Origin of the sequence: Streptomyces sp. NPDC058279, from assembly GCF_042881255.1 — a bacterium.
In the GTDB taxonomy this organism is placed as follows: Bacteria; Actinomycetota; Actinomycetes; order Streptomycetales; family Streptomycetaceae; genus Streptomyces.
This window is the reverse complement of record NZ_JBHVYA010000001.1, coordinates 651,475-668,746: the sequence shown is the minus strand read 5'-3', so window position 1 is coordinate 668,746 and position 17,272 is coordinate 651,475. Positions and strand designations below refer to the sequence as shown.

General features: G+C 75.5%; 14 protein-coding genes. 6 read left to right on the top strand and 8 right to left on the bottom strand.

Annotation, left to right across the window (positions count from 1 at the left end; all coding sequences use genetic code 11):
* The first annotated feature begins 2 nt into the window (after window positions 1-2).
* On the top strand, window positions 3-845 hold the full coding sequence (locus ACFVXJ_RS03240; protein ID WP_389657726.1) for a GNAT family N-acetyltransferase: 843 nt from the start codon (window positions 3-5) through the stop codon (window positions 843-845).
* Window positions 846-899: 54 nt separating this feature from the next.
* On the opposite strand, the gene ACFVXJ_RS03235 is transcribed toward ACFVXJ_RS03240, so the two are convergent.
* The 3 genes from ACFVXJ_RS03235 to ACFVXJ_RS03225 all read right to left on the bottom strand — a co-directional run bounded on the left by ACFVXJ_RS03235 (window position 900) and on the right by ACFVXJ_RS03225 (window position 2,543).
* The gene (locus tag ACFVXJ_RS03235; RefSeq protein ID WP_389657723.1) at window positions 900-1,301 is read right to left on the bottom strand and encodes an SSI family serine proteinase inhibitor; all 402 of its coding nucleotides are present in this window, start codon (window positions 1,299-1,301) and stop codon (window positions 900-902) included.
* 268 nt (window positions 1,302-1,569) lie between these two features.
* Complete coding sequence (locus ACFVXJ_RS03230; protein ID WP_389657720.1) at window positions 1,570-2,031, bottom strand: Crp/Fnr family transcriptional regulator; 462 nt, start codon at window positions 2,029-2,031, stop codon at window positions 1,570-1,572.
* Between the two features lie 209 nt (window positions 2,032-2,240).
* Entirely contained in the window at window positions 2,241-2,543 is a 303-nt protein-coding gene (locus tag ACFVXJ_RS03225; RefSeq protein ID WP_389657717.1) for a hypothetical protein, read from the bottom strand.
* A gap of 472 nt (window positions 2,544-3,015) precedes the next feature.
* On the opposite strand from ACFVXJ_RS03225, the gene ACFVXJ_RS03220 reads away from it, so the two are divergent.
* Together ACFVXJ_RS03220 and ACFVXJ_RS03215 are read left to right on the top strand one after the other, a co-directional pair.
* Complete coding sequence (locus ACFVXJ_RS03220) at window positions 3,016-4,923, top strand: glycoside hydrolase family 5 protein (protein ID WP_389657714.1); 1,908 nt, start codon at window positions 3,016-3,018, stop codon at window positions 4,921-4,923.
* A 237-nt stretch (window positions 4,924-5,160) separates the two neighbouring features.
* The gene (locus ACFVXJ_RS03215) at window positions 5,161-7,899 is read left to right on the top strand and encodes a DNRLRE domain-containing protein (RefSeq protein WP_389657712.1); all 2,739 of its coding nucleotides are present in this window, start codon (window positions 5,161-5,163) and stop codon (window positions 7,897-7,899) included.
* Between the two features lie 182 nt (window positions 7,900-8,081).
* Here the strand turns inward: ACFVXJ_RS03215 and ACFVXJ_RS03210 are convergent, their stop codons facing one another.
* Window positions 8,082-8,573, bottom strand: coding sequence for a hypothetical protein (locus ACFVXJ_RS03210; RefSeq protein ID WP_389657709.1), 492 nt, complete (start codon window positions 8,571-8,573; stop codon window positions 8,082-8,084).
* Window positions 8,574-8,634: 61 nt separating this feature from the next.
* Here ACFVXJ_RS03210 and ACFVXJ_RS03205 point away from each other — a divergent pair, with 61 nt between their 5' ends.
* Window positions 8,635-8,955: a hypothetical protein gene (locus ACFVXJ_RS03205; RefSeq protein ID WP_389657706.1), complete on the top strand. Its 321-nt coding sequence runs from the start codon at window positions 8,635-8,637 to the stop codon at window positions 8,953-8,955.
* Between the two features lie 52 nt (window positions 8,956-9,007).
* Here the strand turns inward: ACFVXJ_RS03205 and ACFVXJ_RS03200 are convergent, their stop codons facing one another.
* Both ACFVXJ_RS03200 and ACFVXJ_RS03195 read right to left on the bottom strand, forming a co-directional pair.
* Window positions 9,008-9,841 (bottom strand): MerR family transcriptional regulator, encoded by an 834-nt coding sequence (locus ACFVXJ_RS03200; RefSeq protein ID WP_389657703.1) that lies wholly within the window; start codon window positions 9,839-9,841, stop codon window positions 9,008-9,010.
* Between the two features lie 72 nt (window positions 9,842-9,913).
* Window positions 9,914-10,372, bottom strand: a complete 459-nt coding sequence (locus ACFVXJ_RS03195; RefSeq protein ID WP_389657700.1) for a hypothetical protein — start codon at window positions 10,370-10,372, stop codon at window positions 9,914-9,916.
* Window positions 10,373-10,890: 518 nt separating this feature from the next.
* On the opposite strand from ACFVXJ_RS03195, the gene ACFVXJ_RS03190 reads away from it, so the two are divergent.
* The gene (locus tag ACFVXJ_RS03190; RefSeq protein WP_389657697.1) at window positions 10,891-11,409 is read left to right on the top strand and encodes a peptidoglycan-binding protein; all 519 of its coding nucleotides are present in this window, start codon (window positions 10,891-10,893) and stop codon (window positions 11,407-11,409) included.
* Window positions 11,410-11,524: 115 nt separating this feature from the next.
* Window positions 11,525-12,442 (top strand): NADP-dependent oxidoreductase, encoded by a 918-nt coding sequence (locus tag ACFVXJ_RS03185; protein WP_389658604.1) that lies wholly within the window; start codon window positions 11,525-11,527, stop codon window positions 12,440-12,442.
* Window positions 12,443-12,462: 20 nt separating this feature from the next.
* On the opposite strand, the gene ACFVXJ_RS03180 is transcribed toward ACFVXJ_RS03185, so the two are convergent.
* Together ACFVXJ_RS03180 and ACFVXJ_RS03175 are read right to left on the bottom strand one after the other, a co-directional pair.
* Window positions 12,463-15,339 carry a poly(A) polymerase gene (locus ACFVXJ_RS03180; protein ID WP_389657694.1) on the bottom strand — a complete coding sequence of 959 codons (2,877 nt, stop codon included), beginning with the start codon at window positions 15,337-15,339 and terminating at the stop codon, window positions 12,463-12,465.
* Window positions 15,339-17,225: an RNA ligase family protein gene (locus ACFVXJ_RS03175; RefSeq protein WP_389657691.1), complete on the bottom strand. Its 1,887-nt coding sequence runs from the start codon at window positions 17,223-17,225 to the stop codon at window positions 15,339-15,341. Before ACFVXJ_RS03175 ends, ACFVXJ_RS03180 begins: the two co-directional genes overlap by 1 nt.
* Window positions 17,226-17,272 lie beyond the last annotated feature (47 nt).

The following is a 17,272-nucleotide window of genomic DNA, read 5'->3' as shown; positions in this document are numbered from 1 at the left end:
ACATGACGGGCTTCGAGATCACCGGCGCGAGCGCCTGCGACATGGAACTGATCCGCTCCTGGGCGGAGGAGGAAGGCTGGAACCCCGGTGTCGGCGACCGTTACGCGTTCGCCGTCGCGGACCCCGGCGGCTTCCTCGTCGGCCGGCTCGACGGGGAGCCGGTGGCCTGCGTCTCGGCGGTCCGCTACGGCGCCGGCTTCGGGTTCGTCGGCTTCTACATCGCCCGGCCCGCGGTGCGCGGCCAGGGCTACGGGATGCGGCTGTGGAACGCCGGGATGGCGCGGCTGGACGGGCGTCTCGTGGGCCTGGACGGGGTGGTGGAGCAACAGGACAACTACCGCAGGTCCGGGTTCCGCCACGCCTGGAACAACGCCCGCTACGAGGGAGTGCCGGAGGCCGGCGCCGACGACGGGGTACGGGTGGTGGACGCCGCCTCGTTGCCCTTCGCGGAACTCGCCTCCTACGACCGCAGGTTCTTCCCGGAGCCCCGGGACTCCTTCCTCGCCGCGTGGACCGGGCTGCCCGGGCGGACGGCCCTCGCCGCCGTCCGGGACGGACGGGTCGAGGGCCTCGGCGTGGTCCGCCCGGGCAGCGCCGCCGCCCGGATCGGCCCGTTGTACGCGGCCGGCCCGGAGATCGCGGGCGCCTTGCTGCGGGGCCTCGCGCGGCACGCTCCCGGCGGCCGGGTGGCGGTGGACGTACCGGACGCGAACCCGGCCGCGGTCAAGCTGGTGACCGGGCTGGGGATGGTGGCGACCTTCGAGACCGCCCGCATGTACACCGGCCCGGCGCCCGCGCTCGACCTGGCCGGTCTGTACGGGGTCACGAGCCTCGAACTGGGGTGACGCGGGCCGGACGGCGGTCGCACGACGCCGCCCGGCGGGAACCGGCGTGCCGCCCTACACGTGGAACAGGACGCCCTCGCTGCTGCGCAGCTCGCACGGGTTGGCGAAGACGTGCGCGTAGTTCATGCGGCGGCCCTGCCACACCCCGTCGACCGTCACCGTCATCGGGTTCCACTCCCTCGTACACCGCACGTTGGCGCGCGGTGCGGTCAGCGGGTCCGGGGACCCGCCGTTCACCCGTAATTCGGCGCAGGCGGCGGCCGGGTCCGGGTGCGTGCCCGCCGGCCGCGGCGCGCACACCAGCGTCGTCGCGCGCATCACCGTGGCCTGGGCGGGGTCCTCTCCGGAGGCGACCGAGACCACGAGCGCCGACGGGGCGTAGAGGGTTTCCGCTCCGGTCGGCGCCGCGTCGGCGGCTCCGGACCCGGCCAGCGCGGTGAGGGCGGTGAGCGCCATGGCTCCGGTAGCCAGTCCCAGGCTCCTGCTGATGGACCGACTCCTGCTGATGGACCGCATTTCGAACACTCCTCGGGGTTGTCGTGCCGGATAACGGACGGGAGTCTTGCCCATGCGGCGCCAGAACGCTCGTTCGGGCCGCGAAATCGCGTCACCGTTCGTGAGCGCATGAGTGCAGTCCGCAGCGGTGGTGGGCCGGTGGGGAGCCGTTGACCTGTGCGGAAGGGGCGCGCCGAAACGGCCGAAGACACCCGCTTCGGGGGCCTGATCAGCGGGTCGCGGCGATGCGCGGCGCGTACAGGTCGAGGAGTCGGGTGCGGGTCTGCTGGAGCCGCGTCGCCAGCACCCGCCCCACCCAGTGCCCGATGGCGGAGCCGAAGGTGGGGTCGGCGTCCATCAGCATCCGCACCGTCGGCGCGTCGAACTGGTAGGCCCGGACCAGGGTCATCGCCTCGGCGCTGAGCTGCCAGGTGTAGGGCGGGAACAGCCAGGACCAGCCGACCAGTTCGCCCGGGCCGAGGCTCTCGATGGGAGTGGCGCGGCGGCCGGGGACGGGGAGCTCCAGGGTGACGGTGCCGGAGCGCACGATCCAGAAGGACTCCGCGCGGCTGCCCTCGTCGAAGATCCGCGTGCCCTCGCGGAAATTGATCTCACGGGCCAGCGCCATGAGCCGCCCGCGGTGCTCGGTGGCCAGCACGGCGGCGAGCCGGATGGGGGAAGGTGTGCTCACGACGGCCTCCGATCACGACCCCCCGCGACGGTGCTGCTCTCACCTCAGTGTCGCCGACTTCGGTGCGGGAGGCGGTGCGACGCCGCGATGGCGGCGCCGAGCCGGGTCCGTCACGGGTGGCGGTGGGGCCGGGGGGTACCCGTGGGGCCGGGGGCACCCGGCGGAACCATGGCCGGGGCCCGCCCATGGTTCCGCTGGGCACCCCCGGCTCAGTCCTCGGCGCTCGCCTCCAGGCAGGCCAGCTCCATCGCGTCCAGGACCGCCTCGTGGCTGCGCCGGCTCAGCTCGGCGACGTTCTCGATCTGCGCCGTGGTCCAGGCGGCGAGGGTCATCACCAGGACCCGGAGCCCGTCCGTGCCGTGCTCGGCGAGGATCTCGTCGGCCACGAGCATGGCCTCCTCGGGGACCTGCTCCGGTGGCTCCAGTCCGGCCAGGCCACGCAGCATCGCGAGGGTCCGGCGGGAGATCTCCGGCGTCATCCGCGCCAGCCGCATGTCTTCTTCGTCGTCCATCCGCCCACCTCCGGTGCCGTGCCGAACACGCTCAGGGCACGGTAGAGCCGCCCGACCCGTCGCGGGGCGGTTTTCCCCGGTCTCCGCCCACGCGAACGACCCCCCGCCCCCCGCCGCCGCCCGCCCCGGCCGGAGGTGGCCCGTGCCGCGTCGGCAGGTGTGGCGCTGCGGCGCGGCCGGAGCCGGTCACGCGGCAGCCGGGGTGGGGGCCGCGTGCGGTTCACCCACACCGGCCGGCCGAGGCCGTCCCGCCGCGGGCCCACCGGGTCCGGGCGGAGCCGCTCCGCACGAGCCGGGCGGCCCGCAGGCCGCGGTCGAGCGGAACCACCCCCGGGGCAGGCCTCACCCGTCGGTCGATCCCGCCGAAGCCGTCGCGGGAAGCGGGCGCGCGTGCCTTCCCCGGGCGGCGACCGGCCGGTAACTTGGCGGCGCACCGCCCGGCCGGGTGGGCGTTCGCGGCCGGGGGAGCGACATGAGGAACCTGTTACGGGTGGTCCTGAGCGTGTTGGTGCTGGCGTCGGCCGGGGCGGCCCCCGCGACCGCCGCACCCGTCGCTCCCGCCCAGTCCGTCGCCGTGGACACCTGGCGACCGCCGCTGTCCACCAGCGGCCGGTACGTCGTCGACGCCGACGGCAACCGCTTCCGCCTGCGCGCCGGCAACTGGGACGGCGCCCAAGGCTCCTGGAACGGCTCCGGCGACCGCGCCGACCCCGCCAACCACCACGCCGGTCAGGACTCCCACGGCATTCCGCTCGGTCTTGACCGGGCGCCCCTGCCCGGCCTGCTCGCGGACTTCCGCTCCCTCGGCCTCAACAGCATCCGACTGCCCTTCTCGAACGAGATGCTGCACACCACCGACCCCGTACCGGACGCGGCCGTCGCCGCCAACCCGGCCCTGCGCGGCCGTACCCCGCTCCAGGTCTACGACGCCGTCGTCTCCGCCCTCACGGACGCCGGCTTCGCGGTCATCCTCAACAACCAGACCGGCACCACCCGTTGGTGCTGCGGCCTCGACGGCAACGAACGCTGGAACAGCGGCCGGACCACCGCCCAGTGGGCCGACGACTGGGTCTTCCTCGCCCGCCGCTACCGCGACAACCCGCGCGTCGTGGGCGCGGACCTCTACAACGAGGTCCGGCGCGACACCTTCGACGACCCCAACTGGGGTCTCGGCGACGGCCACGACTGGCACGCGGCCGCCCAGGAGGCGGCGGACCGCATCCTCACCGAAGCCAACCCGAACCTCCTCATCGTCATCGAGGGCATCAACTGGACCGGCATCCCGGTCGACGGCTTCGCCCACGGACGTCCGGCGCTCACCCCCGTCCGTACCCTCTCGCACACCCTCGTCGTGTCCCACAAGCTCGTCTACTCCGCCCACTTGTACGGGTACACCGGCCCGCACCACAGCGGAGCCACCGGCCTCGGCGAGACCAGCGACCCCCGCTACCAGGACATGACCCCCGCCCAGCTCGAACGGACCCTCTACGACCAGGCGTTCTTCGTCTCCGCCGAAACCGGCACCCACTTCACCGCCCCCGTCTGGATCAGCGAGTTCGGCATCGGCGCCGACGAGGGAGGGACCGCCCCGCGCGCCTGGTTCACGCACTTCACCTCCTACCTCGCCGCCTCCGACGCCGACTTCGCCTACTGGCCGCTGGTCGGCTGGAGCACCACCGCCCAGGGCGCCCCCGGCGGCGACAGTTGGGCGCTCCTGCGCTACGACAACGCCGGCCACCGCACCGGCGTCCTCGACCCGGCCGACTGGCGGACCCCCGCCTGGTCCGCGCTCCGCTCCGCCACCGGACGCACCGGACCGGTCCCCGCCACCCCGGCCTGGTACCAGCTGGACACCGACCACCAGGACCACAACGCCTCGCTGCTCACCCGCGCCGGCGGCGACTGGGACAGCGGGGCCCGCAAGGCGGTCTGCCCCGACGGCGCGCTGCTGGCCGGCCTGAGCCACACCGGCGGCCGGGGCCTGTGCGCCGGCTCCGATCTGCGTGCCCCGACCGGCGGCCACACCGTGGTCCGCGACGAGACGTACGTGCAGCCGGGCGGCGACTGGGCCTCCGGGTACACGAAACTGCAGTGCCCCGCCGGACGGTTCCTGATCGGGTACAGCCTGCGGGGCGAGCGCGTCTCGGCGGCCCTGTGCGCGCCGGCCCGGACCGCGCTCCCGGCCGGGACGGGCCGCACGGTCTGGTTCGACCGGGGAGACAACCGCCCGCCGTCCCCCGGCGGCGGGGACTTCGCGTACGGCGGCTACAAGGGCCAGTGCCTGCCGACCGAGTACGCGGCCGGCATCGCCTTCACCACCCGGGCCGGGTCCCGCCCCTCGGCGGCGGCCCTCCTGTGCCGCCCACTGCCGCCCACCTGACGTGGACCGTCTGATGAGGACCGTCCGAGGCTGAGGCGGGCCCGCCCGACGCAGGCCGTACAGCCGTACACCCCGGGCCCCGGTTCGGCATCCGATGGGTCAAGTGCCGTGCCCGGGTGGCCGATCCGCCCTAGGGTGCGCCCGTACGCACGACCCCCGGCCCGCTTCCCGGGCCGGGCGGCCGTACGGCCCGGCGTGGCGCCCGCGCGGCGCGACGCACACCGAACTGGGGGGTTCATGCGTAGATCCAGAGGGCTTGCCACCGCGCTCGCCCTGTCCCTGGCCAGTACCGGCACCGCCATCGGCCTCGGCCTCGTCCCGCCGGCGGCGGCCGTCACCCCGCCCGTGGCCTTCACCGCCGACGCGCTGCCCACCTGGCAGCCCAACGGCGTCGTCTGGGCCCTCGCCGAGAGCGCCGGCACGGTCTTCGTCGGCGGCACCTTCTCGGCCGTACGCCCCCCGGCGGGCGGCGGTGGCAGCGAACGGTCGGCGGTGAACTTCGTGGCGCTCGACGCGGCGACCGGCGCCCCGACCTCCTGCTCGCTCGACTTCACCGTCGGCGGGGGCACCGCGACCGTCCGCGCGCTCACCCTCTCGCCCGACAAGAAGACCCTCTACGCGGGCGGCTACTTCGGGGCCGTCAACGGCACGCCCGTCTCCAGCCTCGTCGCCGTCGACGTGGCGAGCTGCACCGTGAAGACCTCCTTCCGTCCGGCCTTCGCGGCCACCGTGCGGGCCCTCGCCGTCACCGACGACACGGTCTACGCGGGCGGCGACTTCCTGACGGTCTCCGGTCAACCCCGCAAGCGCTTCGCGGCGGTCGGCGCGAGCGACGGCGCCCTCAAGCCCTTCACCGCCGACGCGGACGAACCGGGCCGCGCCGTCGAGGTCACCCCGGATGGCTCCAAGGTCCTACTCGGCGGTGACTTCTTCACCGTCAACGGTACGAACACCCACGCCCTGGCCGTCGTCGACGCGACGAGCGGCGCGCTCACCAAGGCGTACCCCGGCTTCATCGAGACCAACTCGGTGGTCAAGGACATCGCCACCGACGCGACCGGCTTCTACACCGGCAACGAGGGCACGGGCGGCGGCGTCTTCGACGGCCGGATCGCCCTCGACCTCGGCGACTTCAACCAGCGTTGGCGCGACACCTGCCTCGGCGCCACCCAGGCCGTGCTGCCGTACCAGAACGTGCTCTACAGCGCCTCGCACGCACACGACTGCTCCAGCGTCGGCGAGTACCCCGACGGGCAGCGCCACCACCTCCTGGCCGAGCCGACCACCTCCGTCGGCAAGCTGGGCTGGGCGCCCGACACCAACGACGGCATCGGCGAGGGCATCGGCCCGCGCGTGCTGACGGTGGGCTCGAAGGCCGGCGTGCGGTACCTGTGGGTCGGCGGCGAATTCACCACCGTCAACGGGGCCGCGCAGCAGAGCCTGACCCGCTTCGCCTCGACGGGGGACACCGGCGCGCCCACCGTGCCCGTCGCGAGCGCCGTCAGCTTCAAGCCGGGCGAGGTCCAGGTCCGCTGGCGCACCAGCCTCGACCTGGACGACAGCGCGCTGACCTACCGGATCTACCGCAACGGCTCGGCGACCCCGATCGGCACGGTCACGGCCGACTCGCTCTTCTTCAGGCGACCGCAGGCGTCCTGGACGGACACCACCGTCGCCGCGGGGCAGTCCTACACCTACCGGGTGACGGCCACCGACGCGGCCGGCAACACCAGCGCGCTGTCCACGACCGCGCCCGTCACCGTCCCGACCTCGGTCGACGCCTACCCCACCGCGGTCCGGGCCGACGGTGCCCAGCAGTACTGGCGCTACGACGAGTCGGTCGCGCCCTTCGTCGCCGACTCCTCCGTCGCGGGCGACCGGAGCGGCGTCCACCTGAACGGACCGGCGCTGCGCCAGACACCCGGCGCGCTCACCGGCGCGAGCACGGCGATCGGCTTCAACGGCACCAACACGCAGGTGTACGGGGACAAGCGACAGACCGTGGGCAGCAGCTACTCCATCGAGACCTGGTTCAAGACGAACACCACCCGGGGCGGCAAACTCGTCGGCTTCGGCAACAACCAGGACCGGGGCAGCAGTCAGTACGACAAGCACATCTACATGACCAATGACGGCCGGCTGGTGTACGGCGTCTACACGGGAGCCACGCGGACCATCACCACCGGCGGCACCGACCGCTACAACGACGACAAGTGGCACCACGTCGTCGCCACCCAGGGCCCCGGCGGCATGACCCTGTACGTGGACGGCGCCCAGAAGGGCACCCTCAACGTCACCACGCACGAGAACTTCGCGGGCTACTGGCACGCGGGCGGCGACAACCTGAACGCGTGGCCCGACCGCCCGAGCAGCGACTACTGGGCGGGCCTGCTCGACGAGACGGCCGTCTACCCCGGCGTGCTGAGCGCGGCGCAGGTCCAGAACCACTACGCCCTCGCCTCCGCACCCGCCGACTCGGTCGTCGAACTCACGGCGACTGAGGACACCTACGCCAACGCGGGAGCCCCCGACACCAACTACGGGACCTCCGGCTCCCTCGCCGTCCGCGGCAGCTCGTTCTACGCGAGCTACCTGCGCTTCAACCTGCCGACCGCGCCGACGGGCACCGTGCTGAAGTCGGCGACGCTCAGCGTGAAGACCAGCACCATGAGCGGCGCGGGTACGACGGACACCGTCTCGGTGGTCCCGGTCACCGGCGCGTGGACCGAGGGCGGAACGACGTACGACAACCGCCCGGGACTGGGCGGGCCGGCGCTCGGCGGGTTCCCCGGCGTCCCGGACGGCTCGGCCGTCCACACCGCCGGCCTCGACACGGCCACGGTCGCGTCCGCCCTGGGCGGCGCCTACGGTCTGGCCCTGACCAGTGCCGGAACGGACGCCCTGTGGCTGTGGTCCTCGGAAGCCGCGGCCAACGAGGGCACCCCCCGCCTGACGCTGACCTTCGGCGCGCCGTGATCGGCGTCTGAGGCGGCGGCGGTACGGGCCCGACCCCGGGGGCCCGTACCGCCTTACCGGCGCACTCGACGGCGCTCGGGCCGCTCTCCCCGACCCCCGACCCCGTCCCGGCGTTCTCATCGGACCTCGCCGTCCCGGCGGCGCGGGGTGGGGGCAAGGCCGCAGGCCCGGGCGGCCGCGGCTCAGCGGGGCGGTTCGACCTCCAGGAAGCGCCGGCGGCGGGGGCCGCGATACAGCAGGCATTCCCAGCCGTGCCGCTCCAGCACCCGCCCGCACTCCGACAGCCGCTCCTGCTCCTCCTCCGCCGCGCCGCCGCCCGGCGGCCCGAGCCAGGACACGTGCACCCGCCCGGGCTCCGGCGCGGCAGCCACCCGGTAACCGGTGTGCGTGCGCCGCCCGTCCGGGTCCACCGCGGAGGGAGCGAAGCCCGCCGCCTCCAGCACGAGGGCCACCGCGCGCGGCATCCGGCGCAGCTCCCACGGGGCGGGAACCGCCGGGCCGGGCGGACCGTTCACCAGACGGCGGATCTGCAACAGCCCTTCGTACGCCGTCCGGACCTCGGCCGCCCGCCCGGGGCCCGCCGGCGGCGCCGGGCCGTCGCCGGTCGCCGCCTCGAAGCCCTGCCCGCCCGGCACTTCCCTCACGCACACCACCGCCCCGTCTGAGTACCTCACGTCCAACGGCCTGAGTATCCGCACCGATTCCCCGCCCGGCCCGCGCTGGTCGAATGGCGGCATGACGTACGAAGCCGCGCCCGGCACGCACCTGCCGCAGCCCCCGCACCGCCCGCGCCTGCGGCAGGTGACCATCGCCGGTTCGGCGTTGGCCGTGGCGCTGGTGCCGCTGGTGGTCGGGGTCCTGATCGCCAAGGGGATGGCCGCCGACCCGCACACCCCGGTCAACGCCCTGATCACCGGGGGCGGACAGCGCGCCGGGCTGCCCCGCGCCGAGTGGCGGCGGCGCGGACACACCGCCATGCGCCGGCTGCGGACCGCCCGCGAGGGCACGGCGCGTTCGGCCCGGCGCTGCGCCGCCGCCTGCGGGCGCCGCCCGTAGCCCGCCGCCTGCCGCGCGTAGCCCGTCGCGAGCCCCGGCCGGCCCGGCCCCATCAGGGGACCAGCGGCTCCTGGAGTTCGGTGACCCACTGGTCGCGGTCCTGCGGGCAGAACAGGTTCAGCTCGCGGGCGAACCCGGTCGAGCGGTGGCCGTGGGCGTCGATCCACCGGGCCAGCGCCTGGGCCGTCGGCAGCACGCCGTCCATCGACCCTCGGTGCACCACGGTCGCCGCCCGCTCCACCCCGGGCAGCTCCACGATCCTCACCGCACCCCCGAGGTCCTCGGGCCGGACCGCCGTCGCGACGGGCAGCCCGGCATGCACCAGCACGGATCCCGGCGCGGCGTCCGGAGCGTCCTCGTAGTAGGCCAGACCCGGACCCGTCGGAACGACCCCCGCGGCCTCGATCCGGCCGCACAGTTCCTCGTACAAAGGACCGATGACCGGCCCGATCTCCTGCGGCGCGTAGCCGGCGGCCACACCGGTCAGCTCCGCCAGCCGGACCGGTGGCAGGCTCTTGACGACGATCTCGTCGGTGGGCATGGTTCCCTCGCTCTCGATGGTCCGGAGCCTCGTCTCGACCTCCGCCAGCCGCGCCGACGCGGCGGCCACGGCGCTCTCCAGTTCCGTCCGCCGCAGCCGGAGCATGCCGCGCAGCTCCGCCACGTCCGGCCGCTCGTTCAAGATCGCGCCGACCTCTTCGAGGCTGAAGCCGAGCTCCTTGAGCGCGATGACACGGTTGAGGCGGGAGAGCTGCCCGGCCTCGTAGAAGCGGTAGCCGCTGGCAGGGTCGACCCGGGCCGGGCGCAGCAGTCCGAGGGCGTCGTAGTGACGCAGCATGCGGACCGACACCCGGCCGTACTTGGCGAAGTCTCCGATGGTGAACATGACGCCTCCATTTCAGGGCCTGACACGGTGTGAGGGTCAAGCACCGTGCGCCCTAGCCCGCGTTCCGGCCGGTCAGCGGCCGTACTGGCGCACGCACAGGTCCACGACGGACGGCGGTACCACGCCCTCCGCCGCCGCGCACGGCTCTTCCCCACGCTGCCCGCGCGGCACCGCCCCGCGCGGCAGCGCGGGCGGCCGGACCCGGCGGGGACCGGCGGGCTTCGCGGCCCGCTCACCGCCCCGGCGGGGGCGCCGCACGCCGGGCGTCCCCCTCGGCTCCGGGTCCGCGCCCGGCCCGGCGGCGGCATCGGGCACCGGCTCGGGACCGGCGTCGGGAAGCCGGCTCAGCGGCAGCGGCAGTGGCACGGGTCGGGACGAGGGCGCGGCGGGAGGCGCGTCCGGCGCGCCGACGGGTGTCCGGGAAGCCCGCACGGGGTCCCCGGCGGGCTCCCCCGGTCCGACCGACACACAACCGGTGCCCGCCAAGAGGGCGAGAAGGGAAAGGGGCAGGGCGGCCCGGCGGAACTGCATTCCCCCACCATGCCGTACCCCCGGACGGCCCAGCAGCGCCCCTCACGCGTCCGGGTGAAAGCGATTCGGGTCGGATCTTCCGACCGGAGGGAACGGGCGGAACGGACAACGGGCTTGACCGGGGCCGTCCCGGGCGGCAAGAGTGCGCCCGATCCAGAACCACGGCGCGCCCCGCACTTCGAAAGATGCATCCATGCTCCTGTCCGCCCGCACGGCGGTTCCCCGTGCCACCCGCCGGGAGCGGGCCCATGCCTGACGACGGCCCGTTGGTCCGCCCCTACGTCGCCGCGCCGGACCAGCCGTCCCCGGCGACGCACGCCCCGACCTGGCCCGAGGGCGCAACGCCCGCGAGCCGGGGCCCGGAACCGTCCGTCGCCCCCGGACCGCTTTCTTCCCCCACCGCGGCGCTGTCCACCGCGGATCTGTCCGCCGCGGATCTGTCTACCGGGCGGGGGGCCACCGGGCGGGGGTCCGGCGCGCACGGCCGGCGCCGAGCCGGCGGTCGGGGCGGACCGGTCGTGCCCATCGCCCTCGCCCTGCTCGCCCTCGTGGGCGCCGGCGGGCTGGTCTTCCTGCTGAGCGGCCCCGATCCGGAACACCCGCGGGCCGCGGCGCCGCCGGGTCTGACCGTGCCGGTGCTCCCGGCCCGCGGCCCCGACGCCGAACCGGGCCCCTCCTCCGCGGTGCCCACCCGGCCGAAGACCTCCGCCGCTCCGACGCCGGGTTCGGCCACGCCCTCCGGGGCCGGGTCCGCGGCGAGCCCGAGCGCCCGGCCCTCGGGCCCGCCCCCCGGCGGCCCGTCCGCCGCCGCGCCGCCGCCGGCCGACGACGCCCGCACCCTGCGCCAGGGCGACAAGGGGCCCGAGGTGCGCGAGCTCCAACAGCGCTTGTACGGGCAGGGGTTCACGTACGTCGCCGTCACCGGCGTCTACGACGGGCGCACCCGGCGCGGTGTCGCACAGCTCCAGAGCGACCGTGACATCAAGGGCGACCCGCCCGGGGTCTACGGCCCGGCCACGCGGGCCGCCTTCGGCTGAGCCGGCCCCCGGCGGCGCGGCTTGCCGGGGCCGCTCCCGGCGTCCGTGATGGGATGGCGACACGCAGATGATCGCACCAGCTCACGGAGAGGTCGGGTACATGTCCGAGGAAACGATGCGGGCCATGGCGTACGAGACGTACGGCGGTACGGAGGTACTCGCCGAAACCAGGATGCCGATCCCCAAGGTCGCGCCCGGCGAGGTGCTCGTCCGCGTCAAGTACGCCGGGGTCAACCCCGTCGACTGGAAGATCATGTCGGGCGGCCTCGACGCGCTGATGGAGGTCGTGTACCCGGTGGTCCCGGGCTGGGACGTCGCCGGGACCGTCGAGCGGGTCGGCATCGACGTCCCCGAGTTCGCGGTCGGGGACGAGGTCATCGCCTACGCCCGCAAGGACTACGTCCACGGCGGCACCTTCGCCGAGTTCGTCAGCGTCCCCGTACGGGCATTGGCGGCGAAGCCCGCCTCCCTGGACTGGAAGCAGGCGGCCGGGCTGCCGCTGGCCGGTCTCACCGCGTACCAGCTCCTCACCCGCCTCGGCACCGGCAAGGAGGACACCGTCCTCGTGCACGGCGCTTCGGGCGGGGTCGGCTCCCTCGGCGTGCAGATCGCCCGCGCGCTCGGTGCCCGCGTCATCGGCACCGCCTCGCCCCGCAACCACGACCGGTTGCGCGAGCTGGGCTGCGAACCCGTCACGTACGGCGACGGCCTCGCCGACCGGGTCCGCGAGCTGGCCCCCGACGGGGTCGGCGTCGTCGCGGACTTCGTCGGCGGGGTGCTGGACGTGACCCGGGCCGTCCTGGCGGACGGCGGGCGGCACGCCTCCATCGCCGATCACACGGTGCTCGGCGCGGGCGGCCAGTGGATCTGGGTGCGGCCGGTCGCGAGTGACCTCGTCGAACTCGGTCGGCTCGCCGACAGCGGACTGCTGACGGTGCCCGTCGCCGAGACCTTCCCGCTGGCCGAACTGGCGGCCGCCTTCGAGCTGAGCCAGGCCGGGCACACGGCCGGGAAGATCGTCATCGAGCTCTGAGCCGCCGCGACCCGCACGGGTCAGCCGAGCGAGGGGACCGCCCCGCAGTCGGCCCAGGTGACCTCGATGCCCCGCAGCCCCCGGGCCCAGGGCGCGGCCAGGGCGGCGAGCCGGGTCGCGTCGGGCGGGGCGGTGCCGAGGCCGACCGCGTACCGGGCCAGGGTGTCGCCGCGCTCGAACGGGCGGGGCCAGGCGTGCGCGTCGGGCGTTCCGGCGTCCACGAGACCCCCGAGCAGGGCGCCCATCCGGCCCCGCATCCGACCCAGGTTCTCCTCGAACTCCCCGGACCCCGCGCCCCGTACGGTGACCACCGCCCACGCCGCGTGCCGCCGGTGCGGCGGGGCGGGGGCGGCGGGGGAGACGCGACCGGCGTCGGCCTCCAACTCCTCCCACGTGGCGTACAGCTCGCGCGCCAGCAGGTCCCGCATCCCGGGGCCCACGTGGGCCGTGCAGCCGCGTACGGGGTAGGAGGGCGTGAGCACCGTGACCGCCACGTCGGTGCCCTCGACGGCGGCTTCCGGGTCGTTCGGCGTGCTCAGGGCGACCGGGACGCGCCAGTCCCATGCCGCCCAGGTGGCGAAGAACTCCCGCAGCAGGGCGGCGGGGGCCAGGTCCGTGGCATGCGCCACCGTGCGCGCCGCCAGGACCGCCCAGGCGAGCCCCGGCAGGCCGCCGAACGGCGCCGAGTCCAGGCCACGGGACCGGGCCCAGGCCTTCACCTCGCGCGCCAGCCCCGCGAACGCCGCGAACGCCGTGGACGCCTCGGATCGCGCCCCCACGACGTCCCGTACCGCGTCGGCGTCACTCACCGCGCTGAGCGCCACCGCCGCGGCCTCGCCCAGCGCAGCCCGCCGGGCCACCGCCCGGGCCGGGGCCGTCCCGCCCGTGCCGACGGCCACCAAGTCCACGTCCAGGCCGCCGATCCGGAACCGCAGCCCCGGCACCCGCGCCCCCGTGACCAGCCGGAGCCGCCGGGCCTCCGGCAGCGCCGCCGCGATCCGCTCCCGCAGCCGCTCGGGGCTCACCGCGCCCGGCAGCGCCGCCACCAGGTCCAGGTCCGCCCCCGGCAGCTCACAGCCCATGCGCCGGGAACCGGCCAGGTGCACCACCCCGTCGGCGAGCGCCGCCGCGACCCGGGCGGCGACTGCTCCGGCGCCGTCCCGCCCGGGGGTCTCCGCGTCCTGTGGCGACGGAGCCTCCTCGGGAAGCCATCGCACCGCCCCCGTCCCCAACTCGACCGTCGCCCGCACCCGCATCGGCTCGTCCCCGCGCCGCGACAGCACCGCCAACGATCCCACCCGCGCCGCCGAGTCCCTGCCCGCAAGCCGGGCCCCGAACGCCCGGACCGCCTGCTGCGGATCGCGGCTGCGCCCCAGCGTCAGGTGCGGGGTGAACGCCGGCTCGGCCGCGCCCCGCCCCCGACACCCGGGGAAGCGTTCCACGAGCGCCCGCCGCAACTCCTGCCAGGCCGCGTCACCGTCGGCCGCCGGATCCAGCCACAAGGTGGCGTCCTCGCGGTGCCCGAAAGTGTGCACCCCGGCCGTCCGGGCCGTGAACGGTACGGTCTTCGCCGCGACTTCGGCCAGCACCGGCAGCGCCTGCTCGAAGGAGGACTCCGGTACGAAGCCGAACAACAGGTTCACGTGCGCCGGCCACCGGTCGGCCCCCGGGTCGTGCTCCCGCCGCAGCGCGTCCACCACGGGGTCGGGCGGCGGCAGCCAGGCCACCGCCGTCCGCGCGGTCGCCGGGACGTCGAGGGAGCCGCCGGCGCCGTCCGCCCCGAACTCGACCGTGGCCTCGACCCCGTAGTGGTCGGAGACGAACAGCCCCTCGGCGGTGGGGGAAACACCCCGCAGCGCGGCCTCGCGCACCCGCGCGCCCGCCGACCGCAGCAGAACGCGGTCCAGCCGGGCCGCACGCCCCGACAGGGAACCCACCGCGGCCAGCGGATTGGCCACCGGGTCGAAGGTCGGGGTGTCGTCCGCCGGCCCGTGTACGTCGTTCCACGCGTCCCGCAAACCCAGCGCCGCCGCCGGTCCCTCGGCCCCGGACCGGCCGTCGTTGAAGTCGCCGAGCAGGGCCAGCGCCGCCGCCACGCCGCCCAGCCCCTCCGCCAGCCGGGCGAGTTCGGCCGCGCGTCGGTCCGCGCCGTGCTCGGTGTGGTCGCTGGTCAGGTGGGTCGCGGCCACCACCAGCGGGCCGCCCGCCGTGTCGACGCTCACCGCGGTGACCGCCTTGTGCGGACCCAGCACATGCAGGGCCGCCTCGCGCACCGGCAGACGGCTCAGCAGCAACAACCCGCTCTCGGCCACATCGGCGCACCCCGGGTCGGTACCCAGGGTGTAGCCGGCCCGCACCCACGGCTGTGCCAGCAGCAGGACGAGCAGGGCGGGTTCGACCTCCTGGAGCGCGATCACGTCCGCGTCGGCCGCGGCCAGCTCGGCCAGCAGCAGCGGCCTGCGCCGGGCGGTCGCGATGCGCGGGGCGTCGTAGCGGTCCCACAGCGTGTTCCAGGTGAGCAGCCGCACCCGCGCCGGCCCGGTCGACTCCCCGGGGCCGGGCGGGTCCACCGGCCGCCAACCGCCGCCGTCGGCCGGGTCCCAGGCGTGCGGGGTACGGGCGGTGAAGAACGGCGCCCGCAGCAGCCGGGGTTCACGCACCCGCCCGGCCCGCGTCTGGTCGATCCGGTCCACACCCGTGGCCCGGTCCCACACCAACTCGCCGTCGGCCTCGACGAACAGCACCCGGTGCCAGGGGATGTCACCACCCGGCACGAAGGACGGCAGCGGAACCCGCTTGGGGGCGGCTCCGCGCTGGAGCAGCCCGAGCGTGAACCGCGCCGGGTCGAAGCGGGGGTCCCAGCGGACCTGGTGGTAGAGCTCCTCGCTGGTACGCATCAGCCGACCTCACCCGGTGTGGCGGCGCGCGCCGCGTGGTTCTCGGCGGCCACCCGCTCCGTATCCGCCTTCTCCGTGCCCGCCGCGGGTAGGTCCGTACCGACCGGGCCGATGGACCCGGCGGTGTCCGCGACCGTCCCGTCGGCGCCGACGTACCAGGTCAGGTGCGCCTCGCCCGGGTACGGCGGCGCGAACCGGCGCACCTGCGCGGCCAGTACGCCCTCCGGTACGGGATGCGCCCGCGACCGGTTGCGCCGCACCAGTTCCGCCTCCTCGACCCACACCACGGCGTGCGTGACCAGCGCGTCGCGGCGGCGCGCGACCGCGCCGGCCAGGCCCCGCTGCTGCCCGGTGAGGGAGGTGGCGTCCCACACCACTGTCCCGCCGGAGCGCGTGGCGGCCGCCAGAGCGGTGTCGAGCCGGTCCAGGCCCTCGCGCAGCACGTCGGAGTTGGCCCGCTGATCGGAGCGGGAACCCCGGGCGGTGCGCAGATCGTCGAGGCTGACGTACGCCTCCACCCCGGTCAGGTTCCCGGCGAAGGTGCTCTTCCCACTGCCCGAGGGCCCGCACAACTGCAGAAGGTGCGGGAAGGCGCCGTCGCGCCGGCACCAGGTCGCGGCGACCGCCTCCTCGGCGGTGCGCACCCTGCCCTGCCCGAACGCCTCCCGGGCCTGCGCCCAACAGCGGTCGGCGGCGCGCTGCCCGAGCCCGGCCAGCGCCTCCCGCAGCCCCCCGCGCAACGGCCCCAGCGGGTCCGGCCCCAGCAGCCCGGCCTCCTCCGCGTACAAGGCCGACCACTCCACGAGGTCCTGCCCCGCCGTGTCATCGGCGTCCCCCAAGGCCCCGGCCAGCGCATGCAGGACGCCCAGGTCGGCGGCCTCCGCCAGGCGCACCAGCCCGGCCCGTCGCTCGGCGTCGGGGAACGGCCGGCGCAGCGCCGGGTACAGCCCGACCAGGTCCGCGACCCGCCGGGCCGAGGGCATCCCGAGCGGCCCCGCCGCCAGCCGCGCGCCCAGCCGGGCCCGCGGTACGTCGTGCAGCGCGGCGGCGAGCACCCCGGTCAGCCGGCTCTCGCCGGTCCGCCCCAGCCCGTCCAACCGGGCGGCCACGTCGGCGACCGCCTCGGCGATCGCCTCGGCCGGGGCCGCCACGGCGGTCGGCGCGGTGTTTTCGGCGGCGTCGGGCGCCGGCCCCCGGTCCATGCCGAGCGCGCCCAGCAGGGCCGCCGGGTCCGGTTCGGACCCCGACCGGACCGCCCACAGGGGGGCGGCCGGCCCCAGCCCGTTCGGCACCACGGGCGCGTACATCCAGTGCGTGTCGGTCCGTACGTGCCCGCCGCGCACCCACTTGGCCACGCACCGCCCGAAGTCGGCCCGCGCGAAACCGTCGACGGTCCGTACGACGTACCCCTCCCGGCGCGTGGTGTCGATCCGCAACCGGCGCAGCGCGCGCTCGTCGTAGACGCCCCGCCACAGCACGCGCGGGGTGGGGACGCCCAGGTCCCGCAGGAAGCGCACGGTCCGGTCCCAGTCCAGACACTGGTCCCCGTCCCACACCGAGAACCCGTAGAACCAGCTGTCCAGGTCCTCGTACGGGAGGGAGTGCCGGGCGTACAGGTTCTCCCCGCACACCCGGCGGCCCGCCGGTATCCCAGGGCCGATGCGGCCCTGGAGACCCTTCACCCAGGCCCGGGAGGGATGGTGTCCCGAATCGAGGGAGCGCGCGTGCAGCCCGTCCCGGTAGAGGGTGGTGTTCTCCCCGTCGAGCTTCTCGGTGACGACGACCTCCCGCCCGGCCAACGCGACCGGACCGGAGACCCGCACGTCGTCCGGGGTCGCCCCGGGGGACCAGGGCAGGTGGGCCGTACGGGGGTAATGCGTGCGCATGATTCGCTCCTGCTCGACGACGGCCTCCACCGTCACTCTAGGTAGGC